The organism is Pseudomonas sp. TR47 (assembly GCF_044143025.1).
In the GTDB taxonomy this organism is placed as follows: domain Bacteria; phylum Pseudomonadota; class Gammaproteobacteria; order Pseudomonadales; family Pseudomonadaceae; genus Aquipseudomonas; species Aquipseudomonas putida_E.
This window is the reverse complement of sequence record NZ_JBHFCS010000011.1, coordinates 120,866-137,676: the sequence shown is the minus strand read 5'-3', so window position 1 is coordinate 137,676 and position 16,811 is coordinate 120,866. Positions and strand designations below refer to the sequence as shown.

Sequence of the window (16,811 nt, the reverse complement as noted above, 5' to 3'; positions counted from 1 at the left end):
TTCACATTGTTGGATAAGGGCCCGGCCGCGCAGGGCGGCCGGGCGCAGGCTCACAGGGTTGGTGCGGGCACCGGCTGCAGGCGGTGAAGCACGGTTTCGAGCAGTGCACCATGGCTGACGATGGCGTAGTGATCTGCGGCCAGGCGCTGGCTGGAGTGGATCGCGTGGTGCGCTTCGAAGGCCTGGCAGACGCCCGCTTCGCTGCTCTGTGCCCACCAGCAGTCCAGGCTGGCGCGTACCGCAGGCAGGGCGTGCACTTGCAGCGACAGGGCCTTGAGGGTCATGGCGACGGTAAACGTGCGCGCCAGATCCTCGCTGCTTTGCAGGCCGTCCATGGCCTCTGCGCCCAGGCTCCGCTCGATCAGTGCCTGCAGCTGCGTGGCATCGGCATTGGCCGCTACCGGGAACAGCGGCAGGCTGTCGGCCGGGCGGCCACTGACCACGGCGAGGAAAGCGCGCAGGTCGCCGCCGCAGTCTTCGTCCAGGGCCGCACCTGGCTCACCCGGTACATATGGGTCAACCAGACCAAGCAGGTCGATCTGCTGGCCCTGGCTCTCCAGCTCGCGGGCCACCAGCAGCGCCAGGGTGCCACCCAGCGACCAGCCCAGCAGGCGGTAGGGGCCTTGGGGCTGCTTCTGGCGGATGTACTGGGCGTAGTCGATGGCCATGGCTTCGAGCGACTCGTCCTGCCACTGGCGGTCGAGCAGCATGCGGTTCTGCAGGCCATAGACACTGCAAACGCCGTCCAGCCGCTGAGCCAGTGCGCGGTAGTCGAACACCGTGCCGAAGCCTGCATGCAGGCAGAACAGCGGTGCCTGGCGTTCGACCTTGCGGTTGAGCAGCAGCAGTGGGTCGAGTGCCGTTTGCTCGCGCGCCTCGGCCGGGCACAGTTCGGCGATGGTCGGGCGGGCGATCAGGTCGCGCAGCTTCAGGTTCAGGCCCAGTTGCGGTTGGTTGCGCAAGCGCGAGAGCACCTTGAGCACACTCAGTGAATCGCCCCCCAGTTCGAAGAAATGATCACTCACCCCAACCTGCTCCAGGCCCAACACATCGGCCCATATCGCCGCCAGCGCACGCTGGCGGTCATCTGCCGGTGCCTGGTACTGGCGTTCGCACATGAGAGGTTCGGGCAGTGCGCGGCGATCGACCTTGCCATTGGGGGTCAGCGGCAAGGCATCGAGCACCATCAGTTGCGCCGGTACCATGTAGTCCGGCAGTACCTGGCGCAGGTACTCGAGCATCGGGGTGACAGCCCGCTCGCCGTCGCCACGTACCACGTAACCGACCAGCTGCTTACCGTTGGCACCCTCGCGCGCCACCACCACGGCATCGAGCACGTTGGCGATATCGCGCAGGCGCGCCTCGATCTCACCCAGTTCGATGCGAAAACCGCGGACCTTCACCTGATTGTCCAAACGCCCGAGGTAGTCGAACACCCCGTCCGGGCGCTGGCGTACCAGGTCACCGGTGCGGTACAGGCGCCCGCCCGTGGCGCTGAACGGGTCGGCGACGAAGCGCTCGGCACTCAGCCCCGGGCGGCGGTGATAGCCACGGGCAAGGCCCTCGCCACCGATGTACAACTCGCCGGCCAGGCCTGCCGGCAGCGGGTTGAGGCAATCATCCAGGACATGCAGCGTGCGGTTGCCCACGGCCACGCCAATGGGTGCATACACCGCTTCGCAGCGCGCCGTCACCGGCACCTTCCACAGCAGCGGGGTGACCACAGTTTCGGTAGGGCCGTAGCCGTTGGTGAGGTACTGCGGTTTGAGCACCTGCTTGACCTGCTCGAAGTTGGCATCGGCCACTGCATCGCCGCCGAAGCAGTAGATGCGCACAGGGGGCGGGGCCGGTTGGGCCTGGCCATATTCGGCCAGTTGCTGAAGATAGGCCGGCGGGAAGCAGGCGATGCTGATGGCCTCGGCATGCAGCACGTCCCAAGTCTGCTGCGGGGTCCACAGGGTGTTGCCACGCACCACCAGCAAGCCCCCGCTGATCAGGGTCGACAGCCAGCGCTCCTGGGCACCGTCGAAGGCGAACGACATGAACAGCAGTTCGCGGGTCGACGGGCCCATCTCGTAGCGTTCGATGATCGCCTGGCAGTGCATGCGCAGCGGGCCACGAGCCACGGCCACGCCCTTGGGGTTACCAGTGGAGCCGGAGGTGTAGATCATGTAGCTGAGCTGATCGTCATGCGCCTGCTGTCGCGGCGCGTGTCGCTGCGCGGACAGCTTGCACCGGTCCAGGTCCAGGCGGCGCTCCGGGGCGACGCCCAGGCGCTCGCCGATAACGCTGTCGGTCAGCAACAGGGCCACGTCGGCGTCGCCGATGATCCACTGCAGGCGTTCGGCGGGGTAATCGATGTCCAGCGGCACATAGGCCGCGCCAGCCTTCATCACCGCGTAGAAGGCAACGATGGTGCGCACCGAGCGGTCCAAGGCGATGCCCACCCGGTCCTCGCGCCCGATACCGCGTTCGAGCAGGGTCCAGGCCAGGCGGTTGGCCTGCTCTTCCAATTGCCCGTAGGTCAGTTGCACCCCGTCGCAGCGCACTGCCACCTGGTCTGCACGCTCCTTTGCATGACGGCCGATCAGGCTGGCCAGGTCATGCTGTGCTGTATCGCAGGGCTGTGCGTGTGGCTGCACGACGGTGTCGAGCAGGCCGAGCGTGCCGACTGCCGCCTCGGGGTGGCTCAGCAGGCGTTCGAGCAAGGCTTCGAAGTGGCGGCGGATGGCCTGCACCTGCTGCGCCTGGAAATGGTCCAGGCGGTAGAGGAACTCGATACGCAGGCGGGTATTGAGGTGCACCGCCAAGTCCATCGGGTAGTTGGTGACGTCGCGCAGTTGCGCTTCGCCGAAACGCAGGCCGGCGGCACCGGCCGATTGCAGGCGTTCATCGATGGGGTAGTTCTCGAACACGATGATGCTGTCGAACAGCGCCTGGCCGTTGCTCTGGGCCCAGCGCTGGATGTCCACCAGCGGCGTGTGCTCGTGGTCGCGCACTTCCAGGTTGCAGGTCTGCAACTGTTGCTGCCAGTCCTGCACCGCTTGTGCCGGGTGCGGGGCCTGGATGATCGGCAGGGTGTTGATGAACAGCCCCAGCAGGCTGTCGGCACCCGGGAGGCTGGCCGGGCGACCGGACACGGTGGCGCCGAAGCACACGGTCTGTTGGCCGGTGTAACGTTGCAACAGCAGCACCCAGGCAGCCTGCACCAGGGTGTTGGGGGTTACGCGCAGGCGCTGGGCCTGCTCGCGCAGCCAGGTGGTGCGCTGCTCGTCCCAGTGCAGGTAGAGCGCGCCGTGGCCTTCCTGGGCGCTGCGGCTGCCGGCCGCACCGGCCAGCTGGGTGGGGGCCTGCAGCTCGGCCAGGCGTGGCCGCCAGAAGGCTTCGCTGGCCTGTTGCGCCGGCGCCTGCAGCCAGCGGATGTAGTCGCTGTAGCGGCCTTGCTGAGCCGGCAACGGCTGGCCGGCGTAGCACTGGAACAGTTCACCGAGCAGGCGTGACTGGCTCCAGCCATCCATGAGGATGTGGTGGCTGGTCAGGATCAGTTGGTGGCGCTCGTCATCCAGGCGCACCAGCAACAGGCGCAGCAGGGGCGGGGCGAGCAGGTCGAACGGGCGGCGGCGCTCGGCTTCGGCGGCGGCGGCCAGGCGCGCCGGCTCGACGGCCTGGCCACGCCAGTCCAGCTCCCGGGCGTCGAGCTGGCCCTGGCGCAGCACCACCTGCAGTGGCTCGCTCAGCTGCGGCGCCTGCCAGAAGGCACTGCGCAGCATCTCGTGGCGCTCCACCAACCGGCCCCAGGCGGCGATGAAACGCGGCGCCTCCAGGCCTTGGACCTCGACGCTGGTCTGGTTGATGTAGAAGTCCCCGGCACCGGCATCCTGGGTGTGGAACAGCATGCCCTGCTGCACGGTGGACAGCGGGTAGATGTCCTCGACCTGGTCGCAGGCGAAGGGCAACAGGGCCAGCTGGGCCTGGCTCAGGCGGGCCAGCGGCACGTCCGAAGGGGTCAGGCCCCGGCGCACGCCCTGGCCGCACAGGGCCACGGCCTCGCGCAACTCGGCGGCGTAGTCATCGGCCAGGCGCTGCAGTTGAGCCGGCTCGAACATGCGCTGGCTGAAGCTCCAGTTCAAGCGCAGCTCGCCGTCGAACACCTGGCCATTGAGCGCCAGCCAGTTCTGCAGCGGTGCATCGGCGCTGTGTTCGCGGCCTTTGTCTGCCGGGATCGGCCGCATCAGCGTGGCGGCATCGTCGTTGCCACTGTCGAACTGGCCCAGGTAGTTGAAGGTGATACGCGCAGCGGGCAACGCGGCCAGGGCCTCACGTATTGCCGGGCTGGCGAAGCTGCGCAGGGCACCGAAGAAAGCACCTTTGCCCGGCAGGGCGCGCAAGTGTTCCTTGGTCAGCATGATCGCTTCGGCCAGCGAGCTGCCGGCGCTGATGCGGGCCGGGTAGAGGCTGGTCAGCCAGCCGACGCTGCGGGTCAGGTCGGCCTCGACGTCGGCGAAGGCTTCGCGGCCATGGCCTTCGAGTTCCACCAGATGGTCATCGGCGCCGGTCCAGCGTTGCAGCACGCGGGCGAGGGCGGCCAGCAGCAGGTCGTTGATCTGCGTGCGGTAGGCGGCCGGGCAATCCTTGAGCAGGCGCGTGGTGGTCGCGGCATCCAGATGGGTGGTGACGCTGCGGCTGTCGCGCAGGCGCAGCGCAGCGTCGGCATCGATCACCGGCAGCGTGCTGTCGATATCGGCGCACTGACGTTGCCAGAAGGCGGCTTCCTGCTCCCCGGCCGGGCTCTGTGCGTGCGCTTGCAGGCGCAGGGCCCAGTCCTGCACCGACAGGGTACGCGGTGGCAGCGCGCAGGCCTGGCCGGCAGCCGCCTGGGAATAGGCACTTTGGAGGTCTTCAAGCAGGATGCGCCAGGACACACCGTCAACGGCCAGGTGGTGGATCACCAGCAGCAGGCGCTGCTCACCGTCGACCACCCCCTGCACTGCGCGCAGCAACGGGCCTTGGGCCAGGTCGAGGCTGCCCTGAGCACGGTCGCACAGGCCCTGCCAGCTGTCGCCCTGGCTTGGCTCGAACAGCCAGAGCACGTCGTCGTCGGGCACGTGCGGGGCAAAGTGTGCCTGCCACTCGCCTTGCACCTGGCTGAAGCGCAGGCGCAAGGCATCGTGGGTGGCCAGCAGTGCAGCGAGTGCCTGGCGCACATGGGCCGGGGCCAGCGCCTGGTTGGCCTTGAGCATCACCGACTGGTTCCAGCGCTGCGCCTGTGGCACGGCCTGGGCGAAGAACTGCTGTTGCATCGGCAGTAGCAGGCTGCGACCGCTGGCCGGCCGGTATGCGGCCTCGGCCGGTTCGGCCTGGGTCAGGGTGACGTGGGCCAGCGTGCGCACGGTCTGGTGGCTGAACAGGTCTTTGGGGGTGATGTGCAGGCCGTCGCGTCGAGCCTGGCTCACCAGCTGGATGGACACGATCGAGTCGCCGCCCAGCTCGAAGAAGTTGTCATCAATGCCCACGTGCTCACGCTTGAGCACCCGCTGCCAGACCTGCACCAGGCGTGCCTGCAGTTCATCTTCGGCGGCGCTGTAGCTGGCCTGTGCCTGAGCCCGCCCCGGGGCGGGCAGGGCCTTGCGGTCGAGTTTGCCATTGGGGCTCAGCGGCATGCGCTGCAGGAACAACCACTGGTTGGGCACCATGTAGTCGGGCAGGTGGGCCAGCAGTGCCTGGCTCAGTTGCTCGCGCTCCGGCAGCGGTGTGCCGGCCTTGGCCACCAGGTAGGCGACCAGCTGGTTGTCCACGGCCAGCACGGCGGCCTCGTGGATGGCGGGTTGCTCCATCAGGCGCGCTTCGATCTCGCCGAGTTCGATGCGCAGGCCGCGGATTTTTACCTGGTGGTCGATGCGCCCGCAGTACTCGATCACGCCGTCGGCGCGGTAGCGCGCCAGGTCGCCGGTGCGGTACATGCGTGCGCCAGGCTGGAACGGGCAGGCAACGAAACGCTCGGCGGTCAGTGCCGGGCGTTGGTGATAACCGCGGGCAAGGCCCACGCCGCCCAGGTACAGCTCGCCGATGACGCCCGCGGGTTGCGGCTGCAGGCCGGCATCGAGGATCCAGCAGGCCAGGTTGGCGATCGGTTTACCAATCGGTACGCCGGTCTTGCCCTCGTCACGGCAGGTCCAGTGGGTGACGTCGATGGCCGCTTCGGTGGGCCCGTACAGGTTGTACAGGCGGGCCTGCGGCAGTTGCGCGAACACTTGCTGCTGCGCCTCCACCGGCAGCGCTTCGCCACTGCAGACGATGTGCTGCAGGCTGCTGCAGTGGGCAACCTGGTCGTCGAGCAGGAAGGCCTGCAGCATCGAGGGCACAAAGTGCAGGGTGGTGACCTGATGCTGGGCGATCAGTTGTACCAGGCGCGCCGGGTCGCGGTGGTCACCCGGCGCGGCGATGGCCAGGCGGGCGCCAGTGATCAACGGCCAGAAGAACTCCCACACCGACACGTCGAAGCTGAAGGGGGTCTTCTGCAGCACTGTGTCGCTGGCATCCAGGCCGTAGGCCGCCTGCATCCACTGCAGGCGGTTGGCCAGGGCCTGGTGGCTGTTACCCGCGCCTTTCGGCCGGCCGGTGGAACCGGAGGTGTAGATGACGTAGGCCAGTTGCTCGGGCGCGCACGGCAGCTGCGGATCGTGCTCGGGCTGCGCAGCCAGCGCCTGGTCGAGCAGGAGCACGGGCAGCCGGGGCGGCAGCGGCAGGCGATCGCGCAGGTGCGACTGGGTCAGCAGCAGGCCGATGCCACTGTCTTCGACCATGTAGCTCAGGCGCTCGGCGGGGTATTCAGGGTCCAGCGGCACGTAGGCGCCGCCGGCCTTGAGGATGGCCAACAGGCCAACCACCAGTTCCAGGCTGCGCTCGGCGGCGATGCCGACCGGCGTGTCCTGGCGCACGCCTTGGGCGATCAGGGCGTGGGCCAGCCGGTTGGCCTGACGGTTGAGCTGGGCGTAGCTCAGCGCGCTGTCGCCGAACAGCAGTGCGGTGGCATCGGGTGTGCGGCGTGCCTGGGCTTCGACCAAGGCATGGATCGACGGCGTGGCAGGGTAGGCGTGGGTGGTGGCGTTCCACTGGGTGAGCAAGCGCTGGCGTTCTTCATCGGCCAGCAGTGTCACCTCGCCAAGCGCCTGCTGCGGGGCATGCACCACTTGCGCCAGCAGGCGCAGCCAGTGGTCACCCAGGCGTTGGATGGACGTGTGGTCGAACAGGGCTGTGGCGTAGGTCAGGCTCGCACTCAGGCCCTGGGCGTCCTCAAAGGTGTTGAGGGTCAGGTCCAGCTGCGCGGTCTCGCCTGCCAGTGGCAGCGGCTCGATGGCCAGGCCATGGCCGAGGGCCGTTTCGTTCGGCTGGGGCGCGCCGACCTGATGGTTGAACATGACCTGGAACAACGGGTTGTGGCTGAGGTTGCGCTCCGGCTGCAAGGCCTCGACCAGTTGCTCGAAAGGCAGGTCCTGGTGGGCCTGGGCCTGCAAGGTGGTGGTTTTGACCTGGTCGAGCAGTTGCTCGAAGGACAGAGTTGGCTGGCACTGGCCATCGATGACCAAGGTGTTGACGAAGAAGCCGATCAGGTCTTCGGCCTCGACCCGGTTACGGTTGGCGCTGGGCACGCCGACGCGGATGTCCTGCTGGCGGGTATAGCGGTGCAGCACGGCCATGAACGAGGCCAGCAGCACCATGAACGGTGTGGCTTGGCGTGCCTGGGCCAGCTGGCGCACGGCCAGGGACAGGGCCGGCGGGATGGCCAGCGGCAGGCGCGCACCGTCGAATCGCTGCACGCTCGGGCGTGGCCGGTCCAACGGCAGTTCCAGCACCGGCACTGCGCTGCCCAGGCGCTGGCGCCAGTAGTCGAGCTGGCGTTCCTGCTCGCCGGCTTCCATCCAGTGGCGTTGCCAGATGGCGTAGTCGGCGTACTGCAGCTGCGGTTCTGGCAACTGGCTGGTCAGGCCCTGGCTGAAGCGGGCGTAGCAGTGGGTCAGCTCCTTGACCATCACCTGCATCGAGCGGCCGTCGCTGATGATGTGGTGCTGCACCAGCAGCAGCACATGGTCATCGCTGCCCAGTTGCAGCAACTCGGCACGCAGTAATGGGCCGCAAGCCAGGTCGAAAGGTTCACGTACCCGCGCCTGGATATGGGCCTGTACGGCCTGCTCATCGAGCGTGGTGAGCGTCAGTGCCAGCGCGACGGTGCTGTCGACCTGCTGCGCGACGCCTTGCTCGTCTTCGACGAAACGCGTGCGCAGGCTGTCATGGCGGCGCACCAGCGCCTCAAGGCTGGCCTGCAGCGCCGCCACGTTCAGTACGCCGCGCAGGCGCAGGGCGCAGGGGATGTGATAGGCGCTGGCCTGGCGGTCGAACTGCCAGAGGAACCATTGGCGTTGCTGGGCGAACGACAACGGCAGGCGGTCGAACGCTTCACGTACCTGAGGGATCGGCAGGCTGGCCACCGACAGGCCTTGCTCGCGCATTTTCAACAGGTACTGCCGGCGCTTTTCCAGCGGCAGCAGGACAAAGCGCTTGGCAATTCTCGAAGCGGCAGTGCTGTCCATCAGTGTTCCTCCATTTCGTCGAGCCAGGCTTCGAGGGTGTCGAGCTTGTTTTCATCGACCGCAGTTGTAGTGGTGTCCAGGTGAAGCGCCAGGGCTTGAAGGGTCGGGTGCTGGAACAGGGCCTGTGGGGTCAGCTCGCGGCCCAGCTCCAGCTGGATGCGCGAGACCACGTTGATCACCAGCAGCGAATGGCCGCCCAGCTCGAAGAAGTCGTCGTCCAGGCCCACGGCCTGCACGCCGAGCACCTGTTGCCAGATGCCGGCCAGCTGCTCCTGCAACGGTGTGTGGGGGGCGCGGAAAGTGCGTTGGGCGTTGCTGTCGGCTGGTGCCGGCAGGGCACTGCGGTCGAGTTTGCCGTTGACGGTCAGGGGCAGCTGTTCGAGCCACATGCAATGGGCCGGCACCATGTAGTCGGGGAGCTGCGCTTTGAGCGCGGCGCGCAGGGCGCCGGTGTCGCCGCCCTGGCCTGCATGCGCCACCAGGTAGGCGAGCAGGCGGGTGCCGGCGGGCCCCTGGTCGGCGATCACCACTGCCTGCGCCACCGCCGGCTGCGCCAGCAGGCTGGCCTCGACTTCGCCCAGTTCAATACGGAAGCCGCGGACCTTCACCTGTTGGTCGATGCGCCCGATGTATTCGAGGGTGCCGTCGCTACGGCGGCGCGCCAGGTCGCCGGTGCGGTAAAGGCGGCTGCCGGGCTGGGTGGAGAACGGGTTGGCGATGAAGCGCGTGGCGCTCAGCCCGGCGCGGTTGAGGTAGCCTCGGGCAAGGCCCGCCTGGCCGATGTACAGCTCGCCGACGCAGCCCGCCGGAACCGGCTCGAGTTCGCCGTCGAGCAGGTAGCCGCTGAGGTCGTCGATCAGTTCGCCGATCGGGCTCACCGTGCGGTTCAGGTCATCCAGGCCAATCGGTCGATAGGTGACGTGCACGGTGGTTTCGGTGATGCCGTACATGTTCACCAATTGTGGCCGCTGTGCGCCGAAGCGCTCGAACCAGGGGCGCAGTGCAGCCACGTCGAGCGCTTCGCCGCCGAAGATCACAAGGCGCAGGGCAAGGTCTGCCGAGGTGGCGCTGCACGCGGCCTGGGTCAGTGGTTTGAATGCCGAAGGTGTCTGGTTGAGTACGCTTACACGCTCGTCCACCAGCAGGTGCAGGAAGCCCTGCGGGTCGCGGCTCAAGGCCTGCGGCACGATCACCAGGCGGCCTCCATGCAGGAGCGCACCGAAGATCTCCCACACCGAAAAGTCGAAGGCAAAGGAGTGGAACAGGGTCCAGACGTCATTGTGGTCGAAGCGGAACCAGCGATCGCAGGCGCTGAACAGCCTCAGGACATTGCGCTGGCTGAGCAGCGTGCCTTTGGGCAGGCCGGTGGAGCCGGAGGTGTAGATGATGTAGGCGAGGTTGTCGACGCTGCTGCGCGGCGCGGGATTGGCCACCGGCTGGTCGTCGTAGCCGGCCTCCAGGTTCAGGCGCAGCAGCCCGCCGTACTCTGGCAGTTCGGCGAGCAGGCCGGGCTGGTCGAGCAGCACCTTGATGCCGCTGTCGCGGACCACGAAGGCCAGGCGCTCTGCCGGGTGCGCGGGGTCGAGCGGCACGTAGGCGCCGCCGGCCTTGAGGATGGCCAGCAAGCCGACGATCATCGCGAAGCCGCGCTCGGCCGCCAGGCCCACCGGCACCTCGGCGCCCACGCCCGCCGCGATCAGGCGGTGTGCCAGGCGGTTGGCGCGCTGGTTGAGCTCGGCGTAGCTCAAGGCCTGGCCCTGAAAGCGCAGGGCAACAGCCTGCGGTTGGTGTTGTACCTGGGCTTCGATGCGTGCGGCCAGCGCTTGCGTTTGTGGGTGGGCGACCGGCGCGCCGTTCCAGGCGTCCTGGACCTGCGAGCGTTCGGCCGGGTCCATCAGGGCCAGTCGTGCGAGCGGCAGCCCTGGCTGGGCCAGGGCCTGTTCGAGCAGGTTCAGCCAGTGCCTGGCCAGGCGTTGCAGGGTGGTGGCGTCGAACAGCGTGCGGTCGTAGGTAAAGCTGGCGCTGAGGCCGTGTTCACCCTGGGCCGTGCTTAGCGCCAGGTCGAACTGGGCCTCCTGCGGCTGGCTGTCCAGTGCCTCCAGGTGCAGCGCACCCAGTGGCGCGGCATCGGCCGCCTGGTGGTGGTTGTACAGCACCTGGAACAAGCCCTGTTGCGGGCCGCGCTGGGGCAGCAGGGCTTCGAGCAGTTGCTCGTAGGGCAGGTCCTGGTGGTCTTGGGCTTCGACCATGGCCTGGCGGGTCTGCGCCAGCAGCCCGGCAAACGACAGGTCGGCTGTGCACTCGGCGCGCAGCACCAGCGTGTTGACGAAGAAGCCGATCAATTGCTCGGTTTCCAGGCGGTTGCGGTTGGCCACCGGTACGCCGATGCGGATGTCCGGCTGGCCGGTGTAGCGGTGCAGCAGGGCCTGCCAGGCCGCCAGCAGCACCATCGGAACTGTCGCCTGGTGCGCGCTGGCGAAGCGTTGCACGGTTTCGCCCAGTGCCGTGGGCAATGCCAGATGCAAGCGTGCTGCCGGGCGCTTGGCGTTGTCGCGACGGGGGTGATCGCAGGGCAGCTCGAGCACCGGTTGCTCGCCGGCCAGGCGTGTGCGCCAGTAGGCCAGCTGGCGCTCGCGCTCGCCGTCATCCAGCCAGCGACGCTGCCAGGCAGCGAAGTCGGCGTATTGCAGTGCCAGTGCGGGCAAGGCTTGGCCTTGATAGAGCGCGCACAGCTCGCGGACCATCACTTGCATCGACCAGGCGTCGGAGACGATGTGGTGCTGCACCAGCACCAGCACGTGGTCGTCGGCCGCCAGGCGCGCCAGGCCTACGCGCAGCAGCGGGCCGCTGGCCAGGTCGAAGGGCTGGCCGAGCTGGCCTGCGATGAAGGCTTGGCACTGGCTTTCTTCAAGTGGCTGGCCCTGCAGGTTCAGCGACCAGGGGGCGAGGATGTGCTGGCGCGGCCTTTCGCCTTCGAGGGTGAAGCAGGTGCGCAGCGCTTCATGGCGGGCGATCAACTGGTCGAAGGCTCGGCTCAGGGCGGTGACATCCAGCGGGCCGCGCAGGCGCAACACGCTGGGAATGTGATAGGCACTGCTCTCTGGGGCCAGCTTCCACAGCAGCCACTGGCGCTCCTGGGCGTAAGACAGCGGCAGTTGGTCGCGCGCGGTCTGCACCGGCAGGGCCAGCGGCGTAGCCTTTTGCAGCTGCGCCAGGGCCTGGCAGAAGTCACCCAGGCGCGGCTGGTCGAACAGCAGGCGCAGGGGGAAATTCAGCGCCAGCTCATGGCGCAGGCGCGAGACTGCCCGCGCCACCAGCAGCGAATGGCCGCCCAGGGCGAAGAAGTCATCACCCAGCCCGACGCGTTCGGCCTTCAGCAGCTCGGCCCAGGTGGCCGCAACCTGGCGTTGCAGGTCAGTGGTCGGCGCCAGGTATCGAGCCTGCGCAGGGCTTTCGTCGACCACCGGCAGGGCCTTGCGGTCGAGCTTGCCGTTGGGTGTCAGCGGCATGGCCTGCAACAGGTGCAGGCGTGCTGGCAGCATGTAGCCCGGCAGTTGCTCACGTAGCGGCGCCAGGCAGTGTTCGGTGAATGCCTGGATGTCGGCGGGCCTGCTGGCGGGTACTACATAGGCGACCAGTTGCGCGCCATCGACGCCGTCGCGGGCGACCACTGCGGCTTCGCGCACCGCGTCCAGGGTGAGCAGGGCCGATTCGATCTCGCCCAGCTCGATGCGAAAACCACGGATCTTCACCTGATGATCGACCCGGCCAAGGAAGTCCAGGCTACCGCTGGCGTGGCGACGCGCCAGGTCGCCGGTGCGGTACAGGCGCTCGCCGGGCTTGCCATAGGGGTGCGGCACGAAGCGTTCGGCGGTCAGGCCGGGACGCTGGTGGTAACCCTGGGCCAGGCCGTCGCCGCCGATGTACAGGTCGGCCGGCACACCCGATGGGCTGGGCAGCAGGTTGCCGTCGAGCAGCAACAGGCCGGTGCGTTCGATCGGCTGGCCCAGTTCGGGGCGGGCGCTGGCGCGGGCCAGTGCGTGGCGTGCCGACCAGATGGTGGTCTCGGTCGGGCCGTACAGGTTCCACAACGCGGCGCAACGGTCCAGCAGCCTTACCGCCAGGTCATCGCCGAGCGCCTCCCCGCCGCATAGCGCGGTCAGTGCAGGCAGGCGTTGGTCGGGGTCATTGTCGAGCAGCATGCGCCATGTCGACGGGGTGGCCTGCAGCACGTCGACGTGCTCGCTGATCAGCAGGTCGAGGATTGCCGCCGGGTCCTGCACGGTGTGCTTGTCGGCCAGCACCATGCACGCTCCGGTGCACAGCGGCAGGTACAGCTCCAGGCCGAAGATGTCGAAGGAGCAGGTGGTGATGCTCAGCAGGCGCTGCCCCGGGTGCAGGCCAGGGGCCTTGGCCATGGCCGCGACGAAATTGGACAGTGCGCCATGGGGCACCATCACGCCCTTGGGGTTGCCAGTCGAGCCGGAGGTATAGAGCACGTAGGCCAGTTGCTGCGGTGGGCAGTCCAGGGCCAGGGCCGGTTCGGGCTGGTGCGTGGCCTGCAGGTCGAAGTCATCGAGCAGCAGTACCTGCTGGCCTGGCGTTGGCAGGGCAGCGAGCACCGAGGCCTGGCTCAGCAGCAGGGGGGCGCCGCAATCTTCAAGCATGTAGGCCAGGCGTTCGGCGGGGAACTGGGGGTCCAGCGGCACGTACGCCGCGCCGGCCTTGAGGGTGGCCAGCAAGGCGACGATCAGCGGTGCGCCGCGCTCCAGGGCCACCGCCACTCGCTCGCCCGGGCGGATGCCGGCGGCTTGCAGCCGGCGGGCGAGGCGCTCGGCGGCGTTGTCGAGGGCGCGGTAGCTCAGGTGCGAGTCGCCGGCGACCAGCGCAACGGCCTCGCCGTGGCTGCGCGCCAGGCGCGCGAACTGCTGGTGCACGGCCAGGCCGTCGAGGGCATCGCCAGCGGGGCCCTGTGCGGCCGCCAGCCACTGTTCACGCTGCAAGGCAGGTTGCGCATGAAGCTCACCGATAGCGCACTGGGGGTGGTCGAGCATGGCCTGGAGGATGGCCAGCCAGTCCTCGCCCAGCCGCAAAGCGGTGGCTGCCTCGAACAGCGCGGCATCGTAGTCGAGGCTGATGCCGAGCCGCTCGCGACCCGCCTGAACGTTGAGGCTGAGGTCGACCTTGGCGGCAGTCGGCGCACTGGGCAAGGGCTCGATGTGCAAACCTGCGAAACCGGCCGGGGGCTGCTCGGCATTGTCGCTGGTCCAGTTGAACAGGCAGTGGAACAGTACGCCGTTGGTGCCTTGGCGTTGTTCGGCAAGCGCTTGCTCAAGCGGGTAGTCGGCATGTTCCAGGCACGCCAGGGCGTGCTTGCGCACCTGCTCGAGCAGGCCGGCCACGGACTGGCGTGGGTCCAGGCGTGCCCGGTGGATCTGGCTGTTGACGAAAAAGCCGATCAGGTCCTGTACCTGTTCCTGGGGGCGCCCGGCATTGGGCACACCAACGATGAAATCCTCCTGCCGGGCATGGCGGCCAAGTACCAGTTGCCAGGCGGCCAGCAGCACCATGAACGGCGTCAGGCCATTGGCCCGGCAGGCTGCCTGCAGCTGGCTGAACAGCGCGGCGGGCAACGCCAGGGTGCAGGTCCCGGCGGCAGTGGCGGGGCGGCTGTCGCGCGGGTGATCGGTGGGCAGCTCCAGCCGTTGCAGGCCACCTTGCAGGTACTGGCGCCAGTAGCTGGCAGCGCGTTCGTGGGCCGGGCTGGCCTGGTAGACGCCGCGCTGCCAGTGGGCGAAGTCCAGGTACTGCACCGCTGGTCGAGGCAGCTGACAGTCACTGCCGGCGCAGACGTTGGCGTAGGCCTGCGAGAGGTCGCGCAGCAGCACCGGATTGGACCAGGCATCACTGACGATGTGGTGGCTGGTCAGGGCCAGCACATGGCGTTGCGCGCCCAGCTGGTAAAGGCAGGCGCGCAGCAGTGGGGCCTGGGTGAGGTCGAACGGGGTGGCGGCCTCGGTGTGCAGCGCCTCGCGCAGCACGTGCTGTGGTTGGCTGCGCAGGTCGACGCAGCGCAGGTTCAGCCGCGCTGCGCGGTCGACCTGCTGGCGTGGCTGGCCCTGCACCTCGTTGATGCGGGTACGCAGGATGTCGTGACGGTCGATGACCCGGTCCAGTGCCTGTTGCAGGTCTTGCGCCTGCAGCGGGCCCTGGAGCAAAAAGGCGCGCGGCTGGTTGTAGGTGGCGGCATCGGGGTCGAGCTGATCGAGCAGCCACAGCTGCTCCTGGGCGAACGACAGCGGCGCGTGATCGGCGCCGTGGGCAACGATGCCGGCAGGGGCAGCGGCGGTTTCGTCGAGCTCGCAGAGCAGGGCCAGCAGCGCGTCATCGGTGGATTGGTTCTGGGGTGTCATCTCGGTCTCGCCATCACTGGAGAATTAAGCGTACTGAGAGAGACGAAGGGGCAGGGGGGTGATTTAGGCAGGTGGCGAAACAGCTGCACCCGGCGCGCGTGGGGCGCGCCGGGTGGGGCTCAGGCGAGGGCGGGTGCGTGTTCGACGACGACTTTGCCGGCCTGCAGCCGCACCAGTTGGTCGGCGATGTCGAAGTAGCGGTCATCGTGGGAAATGACAATGATGGTCTTGCCCAGGCGCTTGAGGTCGGGCAGCAACTCAGTGTAGAAAATCCGCCGGAAGGTCGGGTCCTGGTCGGCGGCCCATTCGTCGAACACCAGCACCGGGCGCTCTTCCAGCCAAGCGTTGATCAGCGCCAGGCGCTTGCGCTGGCCGGTGGACAGGTCGGTGGTGCTGAACGCACCGTCCTTGACGCTGACCTTGTGGGCGATTTCCAGGCGCTCCAGGTAGCGGTTGGCGTCTTCGGGGATGTGCGTGTCCCCCTGCACCACATCATCGAACAGGTAGTAGTCGGCAAACACCGTGGTGAACAATTGCCGGTAGTCGTCGCGAACCTGTGCGTCGACGGCCTGGCCGTTGAGCAGGATCTGCCCCTGTTGCGGCGTGTACAGGCCCAGCAGCAACTTGATCAGGGTGGTCTTGCCACAGCCGTTTTCACCGACCACGAAGACGATGTCGCCCTGGGCGATGCGCAGGTTCACCGGCCCTACCTGGAACGGTTGGGCACCGGGGCTGGCTTGATAGGCATAGCTCACCTCGCGCAATTCCAGGCTGTCGACCACGACAGGCTTGTTGCCGTGGTCCTCCAGCAGCAGGTGCGCTTCAGGCGAAGAAAACTGCTCGGAAAGCTCGGCGATACGGCGAAAGGCGATTTGCGCGCGGCTGACCACTGGCAAGGTACCGATCAGGTGTTCCAGCGGGCCTTTCATGTACAGCAGCACCAGCACGAAGCCGCTGATGGCCTTGGGGTCGGCGCTTGGCCAGAGGAACTGCAGGGTCAGGCCCAGGCCGATGACCACGAAGAACAGCATGGAGCCGAAGCTCTTGGCAATGACGAACGTGTTGATCGAGCGGACCTGGGTGGCGCAGATCGCGTCGGCGGTGTCCTGGATGCCTTGGCGGAACATGCGCTGGCGCCGCGGGCGGTGGATGCGCAGCTCCTTGGCCCCCTCGGCGATGGCGTGGTAGTGCTTCTGCAGCCGGTCTTCCGCGTCGCGCGCCGCCATGAAGCCTTTGATGCCACGGCCTCGAGCGATGTACTGGACGACACTGCCGATGCCGATTGCCAGCAGCATCATCAGGAACATCGGCAGTGACAGGGTGGCCAGGTAGCCGAGGCAGCCAAGGGTTACGGTCAGCGAGATCGCCAGGGGCGCAAAGGCGAAGGCGAAGTCGCTGATGGTATCGACGTCATGGGTCAGTACCGGGATCAGGCGGTGGCTGCGGAAACGTTCGATCTGCTCGATCGGGGCCGACAGCACCTTCTCGCCCAGGGCTTTGCGCAGTTTGGCGATGATGTGCTGGCCGACGTAGTTGGTGCCGATGTCGGAGCAGATCGAGCTGGCCAGAGCCAGCGCACACAGCCCGGCGAAGCCGAGGATCACGCTGTTGCTCAGGCCGCCGTCGGCGTGCAGGCCACTGTTGATGGTGGCCAGCAGTGCGGTAACGCTCAGGCCGCCGACCATGCCCATGACGACCGACAGGGTGACGATCGGCCAGAACGGTTTGAGCAGGGTGAATAGCTCGCTCAGCGCCCCGCGGGTTTTGGAGGTCATGTTGAATTCCTGGATCAGAGGCAAAAGTACATCGT

General features: G+C 67.7%; 3 protein-coding genes. All 3 read right to left on the bottom strand.

Features of this window, described 5'->3' with window-relative positions; translation table 11 throughout:
* Nucleotides 1-50 precede the first annotated feature (50 nt).
* Nucleotides 51-8,588, bottom strand: a complete 8,538-nt coding sequence (locus tag ACEWE8_RS14070) for a non-ribosomal peptide synthetase (RefSeq protein WP_046785269.1) — start codon at nucleotides 8,586-8,588, stop codon at nucleotides 51-53.
* Nucleotides 8,588-15,001, bottom strand: coding sequence for a non-ribosomal peptide synthetase (locus ACEWE8_RS14065; protein ID WP_046785268.1), 6,414 nt, complete (start codon nucleotides 14,999-15,001; stop codon nucleotides 8,588-8,590). Before ACEWE8_RS14065 ends, ACEWE8_RS14070 begins: the two co-directional genes overlap by 1 nt.
* A 119-nt stretch (nucleotides 15,002-15,120) precedes the next feature.
* On the bottom strand, nucleotides 15,121-16,776 hold the full coding sequence (locus ACEWE8_RS14060) for a cyclic peptide export ABC transporter (RefSeq protein ID WP_046785267.1): 1,656 nt from the start codon (nucleotides 16,774-16,776) through the stop codon (nucleotides 15,121-15,123).
* Between the last annotated feature and the right edge of the window lie 35 nt (nucleotides 16,777-16,811).